Source organism: Agromyces protaetiae (genome assembly GCF_030866785.1).
Lineage (GTDB): Bacteria > Actinomycetota > Actinomycetes > Actinomycetales > Microbacteriaceae > Agromyces > Agromyces silvae.
This window is the reverse complement of record NZ_CP133018.1, coordinates 3660324-3677076: the sequence shown is the minus strand read 5'-3', so window position 1 is coordinate 3677076 and position 16753 is coordinate 3660324. Positions and strand designations below refer to the sequence as shown.

At 71.9% G+C, this 16753-nt stretch carries 13 protein-coding genes; 4 read left to right on the top strand and 9 right to left on the bottom strand.

The annotated features are described in order from the left end of the window. The first annotated feature begins 5 nt into the window (after positions 1-5). A complete protein-coding gene (locus QU602_RS16790; protein WP_308800214.1) occupies positions 6-1238 on the top strand; it encodes an MFS transporter in 1233 nt (410 codons plus the stop codon). 149 nt (positions 1239-1387) lie between these two features. Beyond that, the gene (locus QU602_RS16785) at positions 1388-2365 is read left to right on the top strand and encodes a hypothetical protein (RefSeq protein ID WP_308797596.1); all 978 of its coding nucleotides are present in this window, start codon (positions 1388-1390) and stop codon (positions 2363-2365) included. 118 nt (positions 2366-2483) lie between these two features. On the opposite strand, the gene QU602_RS16780 is transcribed toward QU602_RS16785, so the two are convergent. Both QU602_RS16780 and QU602_RS16775 read right to left on the bottom strand, forming a co-directional pair. Beyond that, positions 2484-3203, bottom strand: a complete 720-nt coding sequence (locus QU602_RS16780) for an SDR family NAD(P)-dependent oxidoreductase (protein ID WP_308797595.1) — start codon at positions 3201-3203, stop codon at positions 2484-2486. Next, positions 3196-4641 (bottom strand): DUF6421 family protein, encoded by a 1446-nt coding sequence (locus tag QU602_RS16775; protein WP_308797594.1) that lies wholly within the window; start codon positions 4639-4641, stop codon positions 3196-3198. The genes QU602_RS16780 and QU602_RS16775 overlap by 8 nt, the downstream gene beginning before the upstream one ends. A gap of 242 nt (positions 4642-4883) precedes the next feature. Here QU602_RS16775 and QU602_RS16770 point away from each other — a divergent pair, with 242 nt between their 5' ends. After that, entirely contained in the window at positions 4884-5471 is a 588-nt protein-coding gene (locus tag QU602_RS16770; protein ID WP_308797593.1) for a hypothetical protein, read from the top strand. Between the two features lie 80 nt (positions 5472-5551). On the opposite strand, the gene acs is transcribed toward QU602_RS16770, so the two are convergent. From acs to QU602_RS16750, 4 genes are all read right to left on the bottom strand, one after another. After that, positions 5552-7561, bottom strand: coding sequence for an acetate--CoA ligase (gene acs, locus QU602_RS16765; protein WP_308800213.1), 2010 nt, complete (start codon positions 7559-7561; stop codon positions 5552-5554). Positions 7562-7879: 318 nt separating this feature from the next. Further along, positions 7880-8635 (bottom strand): ABC transporter permease, encoded by a 756-nt coding sequence (locus tag QU602_RS16760; RefSeq protein ID WP_308800212.1) that lies wholly within the window; start codon positions 8633-8635, stop codon positions 7880-7882. 301 nt (positions 8636-8936) lie between these two features. After that, on the bottom strand, positions 8937-9974 hold the full coding sequence (locus tag QU602_RS16755) for an aliphatic sulfonate ABC transporter substrate-binding protein (protein WP_308797592.1): 1038 nt from the start codon (positions 9972-9974) through the stop codon (positions 8937-8939). Between the two features lie 108 nt (positions 9975-10082). After that, positions 10083-10967 carry an ABC transporter ATP-binding protein gene (locus tag QU602_RS16750; RefSeq protein ID WP_308797591.1) on the bottom strand — a complete coding sequence of 295 codons (885 nt, stop codon included), beginning with the start codon at positions 10965-10967 and terminating at the stop codon, positions 10083-10085. A 335-nt stretch (positions 10968-11302) separates the two neighbouring features. Here QU602_RS16750 and QU602_RS16745 point away from each other — a divergent pair, with 335 nt between their 5' ends. After that, positions 11303-13840: an RHS repeat-associated core domain-containing protein gene (locus QU602_RS16745; protein WP_308800211.1), complete on the top strand. Its 2538-nt coding sequence runs from the start codon at positions 11303-11305 to the stop codon at positions 13838-13840. Positions 13841-13846: 6 nt separating this feature from the next. Here the strand turns inward: QU602_RS16745 and QU602_RS16740 are convergent, their stop codons facing one another. Genes QU602_RS16740 through QU602_RS16730 form a run of 3 tightly spaced genes read right to left on the bottom strand, consistent with a single transcriptional unit; the run spans position 13847 to position 16670 of the window. Further along, positions 13847-14662, bottom strand: coding sequence for an alpha/beta fold hydrolase (locus QU602_RS16740; protein ID WP_308797590.1), 816 nt, complete (start codon positions 14660-14662; stop codon positions 13847-13849). A 41-nt stretch (positions 14663-14703) separates the two neighbouring features. Further along, positions 14704-15285: a hypothetical protein gene (locus QU602_RS16735; protein WP_308797589.1), complete on the bottom strand. Its 582-nt coding sequence runs from the start codon at positions 15283-15285 to the stop codon at positions 14704-14706. Continuing rightward, entirely contained in the window at positions 15282-16670 is a 1389-nt protein-coding gene (locus QU602_RS16730; protein WP_308797588.1) for a serine/threonine-protein kinase, read from the bottom strand. The genes QU602_RS16735 and QU602_RS16730 overlap by 4 nt, the downstream gene beginning before the upstream one ends. Positions 16671-16753 lie beyond the last annotated feature (83 nt).

Below are 16753 nucleotides of genomic sequence, written 5' to 3'. Positions count from 1 at the left end.
GCGCGGTGCGCGACACCGCGCGCCGGGTGCAGGGCGTGTACTTCACGCTGCTCATCGGCAACACCCTCGCGGCGTCGTTCATCTGGGGGGTGAACACGCTCTTCCTCCTCGATGCGGGGTTGTCGAACCTCGAGGCGTTCGCCGCGAACGCCTTCTTCTCGGTCGGCATGCTCGTCTTCGAGGTGCCCACCGGTGTCGTCGCCGACACGCTGGGACGCCGCGTGTCGTACCTGCTCGGGACGATCACCCTGTCGCTCACGACCGTGCTGTATTACCTGCTCTGGCTCACCGAGGCGGACTTCTGGGCCTGGGCGGTCGTGTCGGTGCTGCTCGGTCTCGGGTTCACGTTCTTCTCGGGCGCGGTCGAGGCCTGGCTGGTCGACGCGCTCACCGCGACGGGGTATCAGGGCGACCTCGAGCGGGTCTTCGGCCGCGGTCTCGCCCTGTCGGGTGCGGCGATGTTCGCCGGCTCGCTGCTCGGCGGCATCGTCGCGCAGGCGACGAACCTCGGGGTGCCGTTCCTGATCCGCGCGGGCATCCTCGTGGTCATGTTCGTGGTCGCGGCGCTGGTCATGCGCGATCTCGGGTTCACACCGGCCGGGCGCGCGCATCCGATCGAGGCGACGAAACAGGTCGTGCGCGCCTCGCTGAAGTACGGGCTCGGCAGGCCGTCGGTGCGGTACGTCATGTTCGCCTCGTTTTTCACGTCCGGCGTCGGCTTCTACGTGTTCTACGCCCTGCAGCCGTATCTCGTGGAGCTCTGGGGTGACGAGGGCGCCTACACGATCGCCGGGCTCGCGGCCGCGATCCTGTCGGGGTCGCAGGTGATCGGCGGGTGGATGGCGCCGTGGGTGCGCCGCCGCTTCCGGCGCCGCACGACGACGATCCTGCTCAGCCTGGTCGTCGGCAGCCTCGTGCTCGTCGCCCTCGGCGTCTTCCAGAACTTCTGGGTCGCGCTGGTGCTGCTCGTGGTGTGGGGACTCGTCGACGCCGCGGCGGGGCCCGTGCAGCAGGCGTACCTGAACGGCATGATCCCGTCGCAACAGCGGGCGACGGTGCTGTCGTTCGACTCGCTGCTCGGCAGCGCGGGCGGTGCGGTGGTGCAGCCCGTGCTCGGGCGCTCGGCCGACGTCTGGGGGTATGCGGGGTCGCTCGCGCTGAGTGGCGCGATCCAGGTGCTCGCGGTGCCGTTCATGTGGCTCAGCCGACGGCAGGCCGATCCAGCGGATGTCGAGTGAACCCGCCGTGAACCTGGGTGTCGGGTGAACTCTTCGTCACCCCCCTTGCAGGGGACACGACAGTCCGTTTAGGGTGGCACGCGATGCCCGAGACCATGCGACCCGGCCGGCGGACTCGTCCGTCGCGGTTTCGTGAGCGTCGCAGGTCGATGCGGAAGCGCCCGGCCGCCGTCGCTCTCGCCGTCGGGGTCGCCGCGCTGTGCGCGGCGGGCGTCGGGTTCGGCGCGTATGCGGCGATCGGCGACGGCGCCGGCCCTGCCGCCCTCGGCTCGCAGATCGGCATCAAGGCACCGGATCGGTCCGGCGGTGACGTCGTCGCCGACGGTCGCTACGACGCGGGCGAGGTCGACGGCGCGCCCGTGACCGATCCGCCGTCGAACGGTGCGCCGCCGGCCACCGCGCCGCCCGGCAGCGCGCCATCGCCGACGACCCCGCCGAGCGCGGCGCCGCAGCCCACGCCGAGCACCCCGGCGCCCCCGCGCGACCCGTCCGATCCGCTGTCGCCCGATTACAACCCGCACCTGAATCCCGACGACCCGGCGTTCATTCCGGAGGCCGAGCGCGCCGCGTGGCTCGGCCAGCAGGACCTGATCCGGCAGTGCATGCGCGAGGCCGGACACGAGTACCTCGACTGGCAGTGGTGGGAGGGCGGCTCGCCCATGCCGGCCGGCTTCGATGCGGCGACCGAGGCGGCGTGGATGGCTGCGCTCCGCGGCCCTGAGCCGGTCGACCCGGCCGCGGGCTGGCAGGGCCGCGGCTGCGAGGGTGCCGCGCAGCACGCCGCCGACGAGGGTGCGCAGTCGGGCGATCCGGTGACGGCGCCGCTGCCGGCGCGCGATCCCGCAGCGCCCACCGAACGCGAGCGCTGGCTCGCCTTCCAAGACGCGGTTCGCTCGTGCATGGCCGGCCAGGGCTTCGTCTACGAGTACTGGGAGTACTGGAACCCGGCCGACCAGGCGGCCGATGGCTCGCCCGCCATGCCGGCCGGCCTGAACGCCGAGCAACGTGCGGCCTGGAACACCGCCGCGTTCGGCTCGCCCGACGCCTCGGGTGCCGAGCACCCGCTCGACGGCGGCGGCTGCTGGACGACCGGCGCCCAAGCCGTCGACTACCGCGAGTTCCAGTAGCGCCCGTCTCCGGCCCCCACGCGATCGCGTTGGAGGACGTTTCTCGTCACCGAGGACGAAACGGTTCGACCTCGGTGACGAGAAACGACCTCCAACGGTTGGTGAGGGTGTGCGCTCGTTACTCGGCCAGCGGGACCGTCGCGCCGTCGCGCGTCGCCGTGTTCAGCGCCGTCGCGTCGGCCCCGGGGTCCCAGAGCGCGACGACGGATGCCGCGAGCCGCTCTTCGAGGCCCGCGAGCGAGCCGACCCGGTAGGTCACGGCCGCGGCCGAGGCATCCGCCGTGGCGAAGCCGTGTGCGAGCGAGCGCATCCACGACTCGGTCGCGGCCTTGACGGCCGTGTAGTTGGCGCCGCCGGCGCTGGGCCGCGCGACGGTGGTCGACGACACGGCCGCGATGCGGCCCGCGGGTGAGGCCACGAGGTCGTCCCAGAACGCGCGGCTGACATGGCGCAGCGCGGTGAACGAGCGTTCGAGCACGCGGTAGTCGGCGTCCGACTGGTCGGGGATGCCGCCGCCACCGCGCCAGCCGCCGACGAGGTGCACGACGCCGTCGACCTGGCCGAGGCGCGCGCGGACGCGCATCGCGAGCTCGAGGACCTCGTCTTCGTCGGCCAGGTCGGCGACCTCGCCGACGACACCCGGCACCTCCGCCGTGAGCGCGTGCACCCGGAGCTCGTCGCGACCGACGACCACGACCCGCGCGCCGGCGGTCGCCAATGCGCGCGCGACCGCCAGGCCGGACGGGCTGGTCGCCCCCGCGACGAGCACCGTCCGGCCGGACGCCGCGTCGGCCGCCGTGCCGGCCGCCTCGCCGGGCCCGGCGGACGCCTCAGCCATCCGTCTTCGCGGTGATGCCGACCGTGGACTCGATGACCGGTCTCATCTTCTTGTCGAGCGCCTCGTAGAACATCGACAGCGGGAACTCGTCGTCGAGCACGAGGTCCGTGTACCCCTTGGGCGGGCCCGCGAGCACCTCGCGAGGCAGCCCTTCAGCCCACACCGACGCCGGGTTCGGCGTGAGCACCCCGCGCACGAGCTCGTATGCGGCGAGCCAGTGCGCGGTCTTCGGCCGGTCGATCGACTTCCAGTAGAGCTCGTCGATCGCATCCCCGAGGGCGACGACCGCATCGGGCACGGCGGCCCAGTCGAAGCTCAACGAGACATCGGTCCACTCGAGCACATGCCGCTGGTGCAGCCACGCGAACAGCAACTGCCCGCCGAGCCCGTCGTAGTTCCGCACACGTGAGCCCGTGATCGCGAACCGGAAGATGCGGTCGAAGATCACGGCGTACTGCACGAGCTTCGCGTGCTCGGCGAGCTGCGCGTCGATGACCGAGAGCTCCTCGCCCGCGTCGGCCTGCGCGCGCAGCGCGCGCTCGATCTTCACGGATTCGCGGAAGGCGGTGAGGTCGCAGCGGAGCTCTTCGAGCGAATACAGGAAGAACGGCATGCGCTGCTTGATCATGAACGGGTCGAACGGCAGGTCGCCGCGCATGTGGGTGCGGTCGTGGATGAGGTCCCACATCACGAACGTGCGCTCGGCGAGGTCCTGATCGTCGAGCAGCTGCGCGGCGTCCTCGGGGAGTTCGAGCTTCGTGATCTCCGAGGCCGTTCGCACGACGCGCCGGTAACGCGCCGCCTCGCGGTCCTGGAAGATCGCGCCCCAGGTGAAGGGCGGGATCTCGCGCATCGCGACCGTCTCGGGGAACAGCACCGCCGAGTTGGTGTCGTACCCGGGCGTGAAGTCGACGAGCCGCAGGCTCACGAAGAGCCGGTTGCCGTAGTCGCCGGCCTCGAGCGCCGCGATGAACTCGGGCCAGATCGTCTCGACGACGAGCGCCTCGACGTGCCGGTCGGGCGAGCCGTTCTGCGTGTACATCGGGAACACCACGAGATGACGGATGCCGTCGACGCGGTGCTGCTGCGGCTGGAACGCCACGAGCGAGTCGAGGAAGTCAGGCACCCCGAGCCCTTCGGCCTGCCAGCGGCGGAAGTCGCGCACCGACGCGGCGAGGTACTCGGCCTCGTGCGGGAAGCGCGGCGCGAGCGCCTCGATGGAGGTCACGATGGTGTCGACCAGCACGGATGCCTCGGGCCGGTCGCCGTCTTCGGGCACCGAGCCGTCCTTCACCTGCAGTGCCTGCAGGCGGGTCGCCGCCGCTTTGAGCGCGAGCCATGCCGGGTCGTGTTCGACGCCGTCGGCGAGGGCGATGATCGCCTCGTCCTCGAGGACCTCGGGTTCGCCCACGATCGTCGCCGTGCTGGTCTGTGACATCGGAACCTCCGTCCCCGTGCATCTGATATACGGCGGAATTCGCCGTCCGCTCAAGGCTATGAGCGAACGTCCGGCGATTGGTTGTGGTTGCGCGCGGGATTTTTGCGCAGACGCAAGAATCCGCAGCGATTCCCGGCGCGATACGCAACTGGGGCTGGAGCAGATGCAGAGCGAAGGCATAGCGTGCTCATAGGCCGCGTCCGTACGGTCGCAGCACACCACCAACGAAACGAGGCCGTTCCATGTCCGCATCCCGCCCGTCCACCGCCGTGAAGCTCCTCCTGCCCGTGGTCGCGCTCGTCGTGTCGCTCGGCGCCATCGTCGCCGGCGCGCTCTGGACCGCATCGATCAACTCCACGCTCACGACCGCGCTCACGAGCCAGACCGGCACCGCCGCCGACGTCTACGGCAGCCAGTCGGCCATCGTGGTCTCGTCGGGTCTGCTCTCGGCGGGCATCGTCGGACTCGTGGTCTCGCTCGCCGCGCTGGGCATCCTGATCGCCCTCGGAGCTTTCAGCCGCTCCGCGGCCGACACGCTGGCCGATGAGTTCGGCGACGACGCCGGGTACGGCGAATACGAGGCCGCCGACGAGGCCGTGCCCGCCGGCGCCGTGCCCACCGCTGCGGCCCCCGCTGCCGCTGCACCGGCCGCCGCGCCGGTCACGGCGGCACCCGCGGCACCGGCCCGCCCGGTCGACGAGCCCATCATCCAGACCTCGGCGAACGAGGCGCCCGACGTGCCCGCGACCCCGACCGAGGCGTCGACTCCGGCCGGCGCTGGCGACGAGGCATCCGGCGAGCCTGCGCCCGACGCCGACCGCCGCGCCTGACCGGGCCGGTGCGCCGGCACATGCCCGCGGGCTGACCCGCCGGCGCAAGTGACGACTGATCGCGGTCGCGACCCGTCAGCTCAGCGTGCGAGCAGTTCGGCGATGCGCTCGGGCACGGACTCGTCCTGCAACGAGGTCGTGTCGCCGAGCGGGCGGCGCTCGGCCAGATCCACGAGCAGGCGCCGCATGATCTTGCCCGAGCGCGTCTTCGGCAGGTCGGCGACGAACACCACGTCGCGCGGCTTGGCGATCGGTCCGATGGTCGTCGCGACGTGCGCGCGCAGGGCTGCGGCGGCTGCGGATGCCTCGGGCGAGACCTCCGGCCGGCCGGTCACGTCGCCGCTCACGACGACGAACGCCGCGACGGCCTCGCCCGTCGTGGCATCCGTCACGCCCACGACGCCCGCCTCGGCGACGTCGGGGTGCGCGACCAGCGCCGACTCGATCTCGATCGTCGAGAGCCGGTGGCCCGCCACGTTGATGACGTCGTCGACCCGGCCCAGGAGCCAGATGTCGCCGTCGGCATCGAGCCGCGCGCCGTCGCCCGAGAAGAACGATCCGCGGTGCGCGAAGCGCGTCCAGTACGAGTCGCGGTAGCGCTCGGGGTTTCCCCAGACGGTGCGCGCCATGCCCGGCCAGGTGCCGTCGATCACGAGGTAGCCGCCCTGACCGCGGGCGACGTCGTCGCCCCGCTCGTCGACGACCCGCGTCGTGAGCCCCGGCAGCGCTCGCAGCGACGAGCCCGGCTTCAATGTCGAGACGCCCGGCAGCGGCGCCATCACCGCGGCACCGGTCTCGGACTGCCACCAGGTGTCCACGATGGGCGCCCGGCCGGCGCCGATCTCGTCGCGGAACCACACCCAGGCCGCCGGGTTGATGGCCTCGCCGACCGAGCCCAGTAGGCGGATGCTCGAGCGGTCGAACGTCGCGGGAACGCCGTCGGGGAACCAGCTCATGAACGACCGGATGAGGGTCGGTGCCGTGTAGTAGATCGTCACGCCGTAGCGCTCGATGACCTCGAAGTGCCGCCCGGGGTGCGGGGTGTTCGGGGTGCCCTCGTAGATCACGCTGGTGACCGCGTTGAGCAGTGGCCCGTACAGCTCGTAGGTGTGCGCGGTGACCCACGCGAGGTCGGCCGTGCACCAGTAGACGTCGTCGGGTGTGACGTCGAACACGGCCCAGTGCGAGTACGCCGCGTGCGTGAGGTAGCCGCCCGTCGTGTGCACGAGGCCCTTCGGTTTCCCGGTGGTGCCCGAGGTGTAGATGACGAACAGCGGGGTCTCCGCGTCGAAGAACTCGGGCGTGTGCGTCTCGGGCTGCCGGTCGACGACGTCGTGCCACCACACGTCGCGGCCCTCGGTCCAGGGCAGGCCGGGCGTCTCGTCGCCCGTGCGCCGGATCACGAGCACGTGCTCGATCGACGGCACCCCCTCGACCGCCGCGTCGGCAGCGGCCTTCACGGGCACGGCCGCGCCGCGCCGGAACTGGCCGTCGGTCGTGACGAGCAGCTTCGCGCCGGTGTCTTCGACGCGGAATCGCAGGGCCTCGGCCGAGAAACCGCCGAACACGAGCGAGTGGATCGCGCCGAGGCGCGCGATCGCGAGCGTCACGATGACCGTCTCGAGCAGCACGGGCAGGTAGACGACGACCCGGTCGCCCTTCGTCACCCCGAGCTCGGTGAGCGCGTTCGCAGCCTTCGCGACCTCGCGCTGCAGCTCGGCATACGTGAGCGTGCGGCGGTCGCCACGCTCGCCCTCGAAGAAGAAGGCGACCCTGTCGCCGAGCCCGGCATCGACGTGCCGGTCGACGCAGTTCACAGCTGCATTGAGCTTCCCCCCCGCGAACCACGTCGCACCGACGGGTGCGCCCGGGTCGCCGGCATCGGTGGCCGGATGCCGCCAGGTGTGCGCCGTGTGCCACGGCTCGGCCCAGTCGAGCCGATCGGCCTGCGCCTCCCAGAATGCGACGGGATCGGCCTCGGCCGCGGCGTACAGTGCCTCGGCGAGCTCGGGCGTCACGTTCGCCCGAGCCGTGAACTCCGCCGGCGCGGGGAAGCGCCGCTGCTCGTCGAGCAGGGTGTCGATCGTCATCTGCACGGGTCCCTTCGCCGCCTGGCTCGCGACGCCCTCGGCGCGAAGCATCCGTCACCTCGACGCTACGCGAGGCGCCGCCCGCGCGCCGCGCCCCCCGTCACGCTCGGTAACGAGCGAGTCGGCCGCGCCGCCGCGCGCTCGGGGATGCCGGTCGAGTCGGCCGCGCTCGACGTCAGCGGAGCGGCGGCATTCGCGAATCCATATGCCGGTTCCGCCTCACGCTGAGGCGGAACTGGCATACAAGATCTGGACTCGACCCTCCTGGGTCGAGGTGCGGCTGGCGCTCCGCGCGATCCCCGCTCGGCCGGATCGCGGCTACGCCCAGCGCTTGATCGCCCAGCGTTCGAACAGGCCGATGAGCGCGTCGGAGAGCTTGCCGAGCACGGCGAGCGTGATGATCGCGAGGAAGATGCGGTCGATCCGGCCGTTCTGCCCGGAGTCGTTGAGCAGGAATCCGAGGCCCATCGAGCTCGCGATGAGCTCGGCCGCCACGAGGAAGAGCCACGCCTGGGCGAGCGCGAGCCGGAGCGCCGACACCACCGATGGCACGACCGCGGGCAGCTGCACCGCCCCGAACAGCCGGAACCCCCGCAACCCGAACGCCCGGCCGGCCTCGAGCAGGTGCCGGTCGACGTGCCGCAACGACGACGCGACGATCGTGTAGACGGGGAAGAACGCCCCGATCGCGATCAGGATGACCTTCGAGTCCTCGCCGATGCCGAACCACAGGATGAGCAGCGGCACCCAGGCGAGCGACGGCACCGCTCGGATCCCGCCGAGCGTCGGCGAGAGCAGGATGTCACCGAGCTTCGACAGCCCGACGACCGCGCCGACCGCGAGCCCGATCACCGCGCCGAATGCGAAGCCGAGGAACACGCGCTGGGTCGAGATCGCGACGTACAGGCCGAGCAGGCCGCGTTCGGCCAGGTCGACGGCCGCGAGCCACACCATCTCGGGGCTCGGCAGCATCGACAGCGCCACGAGGCCGCTCGTCGAGACGTACTGCCACGCCGCGAGCAGTGCGATCGGGATGAGCGCGCCGCCCACGATTCGGAACCAGCGCCGGTTCACGAGGCGTCGGCGATTGGCGGGGACGGATGCCTCGCGGGAGCCGGATGACTCGGACGATCCGGATGCCTCGGGCGTCGGCCCGTACGGGCGGCGGTCGATGCCGACGGAGCGCTCCGAGCCGGCGGCGGCGACCACGAGTCCGTTCTGCGTCACGGGCGAGGCGAACTGCTCGTCCGCTGAGCTCGCACTCGCCGCTGGTCGAGTCGCGGGCGACTCCGGAGCGCGTGTCTCGAGACCCGCGCCCGAGCCATCCGTCCGCCCCGAGGCATCCGTCACTGATCTGTCCTTCCCTGGAAGCCGCTTACTCGAAGCGGCTCGGGTCCGCCCGCGTGACGAACTCGTCGTTGATGAGCGTGTCGAGCGCCTGGTCGACCTGCTGCTGCGTCGCGACGTCGCCGAGCTCGACGAAGATCGGGCCGATCTTCTCGAGCACCGTGACCTGCGCATCGCCGGGGACCGGGTCGACGTCGAGGTTGGAGCGCTCGTCGATGACCTTGGTCGCGACGGCGAGGTCGAGGCCCGCGACGTCGGCGAGGATCTGCGCGGTCTCTTCGGGGTTCTCCTGCGCCCAGGCGCGGGCCTGCTCGTACGCGTCGACGACCGCCTGCGCGACCTCGGGCTTGTCCTCGAGGAAGTCCTCGCGGGCGTTCAGGAAGCCATAGCTGTTGAAGTCGACGTCGCGGTAGAAGAGCGTCGCGCCGGCCTCCTCGGCGCCGGCCATGATCGGGTCGAGACCCGCCCACGCGTCGACCGAGCCGTTCTGCAGCGCGGCCCACCCGTCGGCGTGCTGCAGGTTCTGCACGACGATGTCCTCGGGCGCGAGGCCCTCGGCCTCGAGCGACTGCAGCAGGAAGAAGTACGGGTCCGTGCCCTTGGTGGCCGCGACCTGCTTGCCGGCGAGGTCGGCGACCTCGGTGATGTCGGAGCCCGGCGCGGCGACGAGCGCCGCCCACTCGGGCTGCGAGTAGATGTCGATCACCTGGATCGGCGAGCCGTTCGAGCGTGCGAGGAGGGCCGCGGATCCCGCCGTCGAACCGACCTCGACGGCGCCGGCGCGCAGCGCCTCGTTCGCCTTGTTCGATCCGGCCGACTGCACCCACGTGACCTCGAGGCCCGCGTCCTCGAGCCAGCCCTGGTCCTTGATGATGAGGCTCAGCGGGTTGTACGTCGCGAAGTCGATCGCGAGCGTCTGGCCCTCGAGTGAGACCGCCTCGCCCTCAGCGCCGGCTTCGGGTGCTGCGGCGTTGCTGCCCTCGCCGGCGACGCAGCCGGTCAGGAGCAGGGCGCTCGCGGCGGCCGCACCGATCAGTGCGGTGCGGAAGGTCGTGGTGCGGGTCATGCGTGGCTCCTCTGGTGCGGGGTGTGGGTCGCAGGTCGGTGAGGTGGTGCTGGCTGTGTGGTGCTGGTGCTGGCTGTGTGGTGCTGGTGCGGGTGCTGGTCGTGCGGGTCAGTAGGGGAAGGCGGGGATGGTCGTCGTCGAGGGGATGCCTCGGGCGGAGCCGTGCCGGTCGATGCCGAGCCCGTCGAGCAGACGGCCGCGCAGCTCGGCGAGCTCGGCCGAGCCGCGGTCGCGGGGTCGCGTACCCGGTACGACGACGGTCTGCTGAATGATCGCGCCGGGCCGCGCGGGCGCCGCGTCGGCTGCGTCGTCCGGCTCCTCGGCGCCGAGCAGGATGATGCGGTCGGCGAGTTGCAGCGCCTCGTCGACGTCGTGCGTGACGAGCAGCACCGTGGTGGGCTCTGCGGCGTGCACGTCCAGCAGCAGGTCCTGCATCTTCAGCCGGGTGAGTGCATCGAGCGCGCCGAAAGGCTCGTCGAGCAGGAGCACCGAGGGGTTCCTGGCGAGTGCCCGGGCGAGCGAGGCGCGCTGCGCCATGCCGCCCGAGATCTCGCGCGGCCGGTGCCCGGCGAAGTCGGCGAGCCCGACGAGCTCCAGCAGGCGGTCGACGTGCTCACGGCCGGCCTGGCGGGCGGTGCCGCGCGGGAGGCCGAGCGAGACGTTCTGCGCGACCGACCGCCAGGGCAGCAGGCGCGGCTCCTGGAAGCCGACGGCGCAGCGCGTGTCGAACCCCTTGACCTCGGCGCCGTCGATCGTGACGGTGCCGGAGGTCTGGTGGTCGAGTCCGCCCGCGATGCGGAGCAGTGTCGACTTGCCGCACCCGCTGGGCCCGAGGATCGCGAGGATCTCCCCGGCCTCGACGACGAGATCGAGGTCCCGGAGCACCGGGCGGGCGCCGTCGGCGGTCGCGAACGCACGGCCGAGGCCGCTGAACTCGACCGGCAGCGCAGTGCCGCCGGCGGCGGGGCGCGGCGTGGTCGCGGTCGTTGACATGGGTTCGCTCCGGGGCAAGTCGGTGCTCGGGGGACTCGCCCGACGGTACCGACGGGGCGTGCGAGTGTCAGCCCGCGACGACCCATGGCGTAACACAAGCGGAGGGTCGGGCGACACAGTTCGTCATGCCGGGCGGCTGAGGACGACGCGAATCGCGCGACGCGGACCGATCTGAGCGACCCCCTGTGGATAACAGAATGCTGATATGCCACAGGTGTTAGCCTGTCGCGGGGCGCTGCCGCGTCGGCGCCGATGAAGCCGAAGAAGCGGATGAAGGAGTCTGGGTGCCGATGTCTGGTGTGGCTGGGTCTGCGTCGGGGGCTGACGTGACGAAGATGTGCGGAGGGTCGCGTCGTTCGTGGTGGGGTGTGCTGCTGGGTGGGTTGGTGTGCGCCGGTCTGCTGGTCGGTGGGGTGTCGCCGTCGTGGGCGGCTGCTGATGGTGGGGCCGAGGGCGGTGCGCCGGTGCTGGGGGTGTTGCCTCTGGGTGCGGGGGTGCAGGGTGCGCTTGATGAGCGGGTGGGGTCGTTCTCGGTCGAGGTGCCGTTGGGTGGGGTGAGTCTGGCGTGGGATTCGCGGGGGTCTGGTGGGGGCCGGTTCGGGTTGGGGTCGCGGTGGGCGGTCGCGGGGGTCGGGTTCGTGGATGTCGCGGGTGGGGTGCGGGTGGTGCCGTCCCGGGGTGTGCAGGGCGTGTTCGAGGTCGATGACTCGGTGCCGTCGGGCCTGGCGGGGTATGTCGGTGATGAGGTGCGGTTCAGCCAGACGCCGGGGGTGTTGCCGGCGCGGGCCGACGGAGTCGTGGGCGAGCGGGAGTATGCGTTCGTGCTGCGGGAGCTGGGCGGGCTGGTGTCGTACTTCGACGCCGCGGGTGACCCGGTCGCGAAGCTCGACGCGCACGGTGGCCGGGTGGATTGGTCTTGGCAGCCGGGGCACCGGTTGACCCGGGTGGTGACCGAGACGGGTGTGGTGACCGAGCTGGACTGGTCGGATCCGGCCCGGGTGCAGGTGCAGACCCGGGCGGGTGCGGGTGCGCCCCGGTCGGCCGGGGTGGTCGAGTTGGATGGTGGTCAGGTGGTTGGGGTGGTGGATGCCGCGGGGTCGCGCACGACCGTGGACTACGCCCCGTCGGGCTTGGTGTCCCGGGTGGGGACCGCGAGTGGGGCGGTGACGAACCTGACCTGGCGGGCGCTGCCGGATGGCACCTCGGCGGTGGAGCGGGTGACGGTGACCGACCCGGTGACCGGTGAGCCGGTCCTCGAGCGGTGGTGGGACGCGGCCGCGGGGTTGGCGTCGGGTTGGCCCGGAGTGCCCGACGTGGGCATGCCGTCGGCCGGCACGGCCGGCGCGGCTGGCGCGGCCGGTGTGGCCGGTGCGGCGGGTGTGGGGGGTGTGGGGTTCGAGACCGCGGTGACTGACGGGACGAACCGGGTGGTGTCGGCCTATGACGTGTCGGGGCTGATGACCCTCGCCGCGGACGGCACCCGATACGGCTACAACGCGCTGAATCAGCCCGTGCAGGAAACCACCCCGACCGGTGCCACGACCCGCACCGGGTACTGGGCCACCGGCGACCGCGCCACCCTCACCACCACCGACCAGACGACGACGTTCCACTGGGACGACGGCACCCTCCTGAACGACACCCACACCACCGCCGACACGACGCAGACCGCGAGCTACCTCACCGGCCTCACCCGCGAATCCCGCACCCTCACCGACGACACCGTCTACGCCATCCACGACCGGCACGGCAACACCACCGAACTCACCGACCCCACCGGCACCCCCACCGCCCGATACGCCTATACGGACTACGGCACCACCACGACCCACACCACCACGACCCACACCAGCGTCGAACCCACCCCCGACGAGGCATCCAGATACCCATTCCTCTACGCCGGCGAGTACACCAACCCGTCCGGCACCCAACACCTCGCCGTCCGCACCTACACCCCCGACCGGTTCGCGTTCACCACCCTCGACACCATGCCGCTACAGAACCGGTACGGCTACGCCAACACCAACCCCATCACCAACATCGACCCCACAGGCCATCTCTCGCAGCAGGACCTGATCAACACCCTCGTCATCGGGCTGAGCGCAGTGTTCTCCGTCGTCACCGCGGTCAGCACCTTCGGCCTCGCGACGCCGCTCGCAGCCTCGGCGTGGACCGCTGCGGCCATGTTCAGCGCGTTCAGCTGGGCCGCCGGCACCGCCGGGTTCACGATCGCGACGCTCCGCATCGTCGACGACCACTACACCAGGTTCCTCGACCCGGAGACGAGCCGACGACTCAACTACGCCGAATACGCCCTCATGGGTGCCGGCGCCCTTGCCACCATCGGTGCCATCGCCGCGCCCAGGATCGTCACCAAGCTCGCCGCGCCCGCGCTCCGGATCCACGTGCCGAAGAACGGCACCGCGTCATCCACCTCGAACGCCAACCTTCCGCTTCCGATGTTCGACCAATACGAGCTCTTCGCCGCGAACCGGGTGAACGCATTCGCGGCCGTTACGCAGACGAAGGCCTACAAGGACTTCATCAACGTATTCAGCTCGAACGTCCCTTCGAAAGTGGCGCTCGGGGCAGAGAAAAGCGCGGCACTGAGTGCGAAAGTCGCGAAGCTGAAGGGGGGCGCCACCGACGTCGAACTGGATGATCTCCAGCAGGACGTTCGGGAGATCGAGAAGATCGTCGAAGAACATGTGTCGAAGTGGGTCCTGCGGGGCGCGGACGAGAAGACAGCGACCGCATTCAAGAAGGTGTTCCGGCCGTTCCTCGAGGTCGTCGGCCCCGCCGGGTCTCCCGAGCGCACGACGTTCCAGGAGATCGTCGAGATCCTGACGACGACATCGGTCACCGCCACATGAGCCCGCCTACAGCGCGCGCTCGGTGAGCCAGTCGAGCAGCACGTGCGTGAACTCGCCCGGGTGCTCGAGGTTCGGCAGGTGCGCGGCGTCTTGGAAGCAGAAGCCCGTCGCGTCGGGCAGCGCCTCGAGCAGCCGGGCGTACTGGGCGCGGGCCGGGCTCAGGTCGTACTCGCCGACCATGACGAGCGCGGGCACGCCGAGGTCGGCGAGCCGGTCGACGGCGGGTGGCTGCAATGGCTCAGGCGTGCCGACGCCGTCGGGCTGCGCAGCGTTGGCCGCGGCGAGCTCGTGCGCGAACGCGACGAAGTCGCGGTCGAGATCCGACTCGAGGCGCAGCGAACCGGCCGCCCACAGCGCCGTCTCGAGTCGGATGAGCGCGTGCCGGTCGCCGGATTCGGCGGCGGCGTCGAGCTCGTCGAACCGGCGGTGCTCCTCCTCGGTCAGCGCCGATGTGACGAACCCGCTCGGCCCGCCGCCGACGAGCACGACCCCGTCGACCCGGTCGGGTGACTCGAGCGCGAGGTCGAGCGCGATCGTCGCACCCCGGCCGGCGCCCACGAGGGTCGCCGACGGCACCGCGAGATGGTCCATGACCGCGCGCACATCGGCGCGATTCGAGTACGGCACGTCCTCATGCGTCGTCGCGCCGAACCCACGCAGATCCAGCCGCACCACCCGGTGCGCCGCCGAGAGGGCTTCGATCTGCGGATCCCACATGCGCATGGTCGCCACCCCTGAATGGAGCAGCACGAGCGCGGGCGCCGACACGGGTCCGTCTGCGTCATAGGCGAGTTCGGCACCGGGGACCGCGAGCAGGGGCATGTTCCGAGCGTAGGCGGCCGCGGCGACCGATGCTGCACCGCTCACTCGTCGTCCTCGTCGGAGCCGCCGCCGCGGTTGCCGTTCCCGTTGCCATTGTTCCCGTTCCCGTTGTTCTTGCCCGGGCCGCGGTTGTCTTTGTCTTTGTCCTTCCCGCGCTCGTCGGCCCGGCGGGCGGCCTCTTCGGCGGCGGCCTGCTCGGCCGCGACTCTGGCCGTCTCCGCGGCGGCGGCTTGCTCGGCCGCCTCAGCGGCTTCGCGCGCGGCCTGCTCGGCCGCCTGCTGCGCCTGGATCTGCGCGTCCAGATCGGCGCGGACCACGGCGATGGCGTCGGTGATGCGGGCCTCGCGCGCGTCGCCGAGCGTCCCGGCATCGGATGCCTCGGCCACCGCGGTCTCGAGCAGCGCGAGCTCGGCGGTGGCCCCCGCGTAGTCGCCCGCGAGCGAACGCTCGCCCACCGCGGCGACCCGCTCGCGGAACGCGGCGGCGTCCTCCGAGCCGAGGTCGGCCTGTGCGACGCACCCGGAGAGCACGAGCCCGGCCACGAGCGTGACTGCAGCGAGGCCGCGGCCCGCCCGTCGCCGTGCCGGCCCGGCGTTCGGCGAGTGCTGACGTCGTCGGATCATGGCGTCACGGCCTCCTCAAGCTCTTCGAGGTGCACGCCGAGCTGGCCCGGCACGCTCGGGATGGGAGCAGGGGTCGGCTCGGCGCCACCGCCGCCGGCCCCCGACAGGGTCATCGGCACCACGATCGCCGCGGCGACCAGCAGAGCTGCGACCGTGCCGACCGGGATGAGCCACCCCGGCCGCCGCCGGCCCGTTGCCGTCGCGGCGATGCCCGTCGCGCCACGCACTTCCGCCTCCGCGCCACTTCCTCGCGTCTGCGCCACCTGTGCTGGCGCGGATCTGCCTGAAATGGCGCGGAGGCGCCCGCGCGCGCCGGATGGCGAGGGCAGCATTCCGGCCGGGTCGCCCAGCAGCGCGGTCGGCGCTTCGCCGCGTTCGTCGAGGGCCTCGGCCGAGACCGCCGCGGTCGGGGCATCCGCTCGCCCGTCGCTCTCGCTCTCCTCCGCGCCACCTGCCGCGCTCTGCGCCACCACAGGTGGCGCGGAGGCGCCCGAAGTGGCGCGAAGCGCCGAACCCGGCTCGCCGTCGAGCTCCGGCCCGAGCGCGGCCGCCGCCACGGCGACCTCGAGCGCCGTCGGCCGGTCCCCGGGCTCGCGCGCGAGCATGGCCGCGAGCAGCTCGCGCCAATCCGTGCCGAGCGACGCCGGCAGCTCGGGGTCGCGTGTGAGCCTCGCGCCCGCGGCCTCGATCGCCGGCCCCGGGAACGCGGCGTGCCCGGTGCGGGACTCGAGCAGCAGCAGTCCGAACGCGTAGATGTCGGAGCCCGGCCCCGCACCGAGCCCGCGCACCTGCTCGGGCGCGAGATACGCGGGCGTGCCGATGAGGCCGCCGGTCGCGGTCAGGCGCGCGTCGTCGATGAGCCGGGCGATGCCGAAGTCGGCGAGCTTCGCCCGCCACGCCCGCGTCGGCACGGGCGATGGCGCGAGCAGCACGTTCGCCGGCTTCACGTCACGGTGCACGATGCCGCGCGTGTGGATCACGTGCAGGGCCTCGGCGAGCTCGACCGTCATCGCGGCGGCCTCGTCGGCGCCCAGCGGACCCTCGGCATCGAGGCGTTCGCGCAGGTTCGGGCCCTCGACGAGCTCCATCACCAGGAACTCGCGACCGCTGGCCGGCTCGCGCACCGAGTCGTGCAACATGACGAGGGCCGGGTGGGTGAGGCTCGCGAGCAACGCCGTCTCGGACTTCCGCCGTGCGGGGTCGTCGAGCCCTTCGGCGCCGCGGAAGACCTTGACCGCGACCTCGCGCCCGAGCGCCTGGTCGGTCGCGCGATAGACGGTCGCGACGCCGCCGCGGCCGACGAGCCCGGTCACGAGATAGCGCTCGCTGAGGAGCGCGCCGACGAGCGCATCGTCGACGGCCGAGCCAGGAGGTGCCGTAGTCACGCCCCCGAGGGTAGACCCGGTGTTTGGGCGTCCGCCTGGGGTTGCGCTTCCGGACGACGGTGCTCCGAGCGCGCCGACCGAAC